The following is a 1767-nucleotide window of genomic DNA, read 5'->3' as shown; positions in this document are numbered from 1 at the left end:
GTCGGTGAGTTGGGGCAGGACGTTGAAGAGGTCTCCGACGACGCCGTAGTCGACGAGTTCGAAGATCGGGGCTTCGGGGTCCTTGTTGACCGCGACGATGGTCTTGCTGGTCTGCATGCCGGCGCGGTGCTGGATGGCGCCGGAGATGCCCGCGGCGACGTACAGCTGGGGGGAGACCTGCTTGCCGGTCTGGCCGACCTGGCTGCTGTGCGGGTACCAGCCGGCGTCGACGGCGGCGCGGGAGGCGCCGACGGCGGCTCCGAGGGCGTCGGCGAGGTCCTCGACGACGCCGAAGCCGTCGGCGGCGCCGACGCCGCGGCCGCCGGAGACGACGATGGCGGCCTCGGTCAGCTCGGGGCGGCCGGTGGACACCCGCGGGGTGCGGGCGGTGACGGTGGCGGCGTTGCCGGTGAAGGCGACGGCGACCTGCTCGACCGTGCCGGCGGCGGGGGCCGGCTGGGGGGCGGCGCTGTTGGGCTTGACGGTGATGACCGGGGCGCCGGTGGTGACGGTCGACTTCACCTGGAAGGACGCGGCGAACACCGACTGGGTGGCCACCGGGCCGCTCTCGCCGGCCTCGAGGTCGACGGCGTCGGTCAGGACGCCCGAGCCCAGGCGCAGGGCGGTGCGGGCGGCGACCTCCTTGTTCTCCCCGGAGGAGGTGAGCAGCACGGCGGCGGCGCCGGCGGTCTTGGCGATCTGGGTGAGGGCGTCGACCTTGGGGACGACGAGGCGGGTGGTGAACTCCTCGGCGTCGGCGGTGTAGACCTTGGCGGCGCCGTACTCGGCGGCCTTGGCGGCGATGTCGGCGGCCGCGGCCCCGGCGCCGAGCACGACGGCGGCGGGGGTGCCCAGGCGGCGGGCCAGGGTCAGCAGTTCGAGGGCGGGCTTGCGCACGGCGCCCTCGGCGTGGTCGACCAGGACCAGGATCTCACTCATGGTTGTCTGCTCCGTATCCCTTTGTTCCCGGCGGCCCGTCAGATGAACTTCTGCTCGGCGAGGTAGGCGGCCAGCTGCTTGCCGCCCTCGCCCTCGTCGGTGACGACGACGCCCTTGGTGCGGGCCGGACGCGCGGTGACGTCCTCCACCCGGGTCCAGGCGCCGGCCAGGCCCACCGCGGCGGCCTCGATGCCCAGGTCGTCCAGGTCCAGGGACTGCACCGGCTTCTTCTTCGCCGCCATGATGCCCTTGAACGAGGGGTAGCGGGCCTCACCGGACTGGTCGGTCACCGAGACGACGGCCGGCAGCGCGGCCTCGACCTGCTCGGTGGCCGCGTCCCCGTCCCGGCGCCCGACCACCTTCCCCCCGGCCACCGACACCTCCGACAGCAAGGTGGCCTGCGCCACGCCCAGGCGCTCGGCCAGCAGCGCCGGCACCACGCCCATCGTCCCGTCGGTGGAGGCCATGCCGCACACCACCAGGTCGTAGCCGGTCTTCTCCAACGCCGCAGCCAAGATCGCCGACGTGCCGAGCGCGTCCGTGCCGTGGATGTCGTCGTCGTTGACGTGCACGGCCTTGTCCGCACCCATCGACAGCGCCTTGCGCAGCGCGTCCTTCGCGTCGTCCGGGCCCACCGTCAGCACCGTCACCTCGGCGCCCTCGTTGGCCTCCGCGATCCGCAGCGCCTGCTCGACGCCGTACTCGTCCAGCTCCGACAGGAGGCCGTCCACGCCCTCCCGATCCGTGGTGGCGTCCTCCGCGAAGCGACGGTCACCGGTCGCGTCGGGCACGTACTTCACACAGACAACGATCCTCAAGCTCACGGCC

Annotated in this window: 2 protein-coding genes; both read right to left on the bottom strand. The window is 73.2% G+C overall.

The genetic code is table 11. From position 1 onward, the window contains the following. The coding region (locus OO48_RS33820; protein ID WP_033223448.1) for an electron transfer flavoprotein subunit alpha/FixB family protein at window positions 1-939 on the bottom strand (939 nt) is incomplete at its 3' end. Window positions 940-977: 38 nt separating this feature from the next. Further along, on the bottom strand, window positions 978-1763 hold the full coding sequence (locus OO48_RS33815) for an electron transfer flavoprotein subunit beta/FixA family protein (RefSeq protein ID WP_425338618.1): 786 nt from the start codon (window positions 1761-1763) through the stop codon (window positions 978-980). Between the last annotated feature and the right edge of the window lie 4 nt (window positions 1764-1767).

Origin of the sequence: Kitasatospora phosalacinea, assembly GCF_000716545.1 — a bacterium.
Classification (GTDB): Bacteria; Actinomycetota; Actinomycetes; order Streptomycetales; family Streptomycetaceae; genus Kitasatospora; species Kitasatospora phosalacinea.
This window is presented reverse-complemented; position numbering and strand designations above follow the sequence as displayed.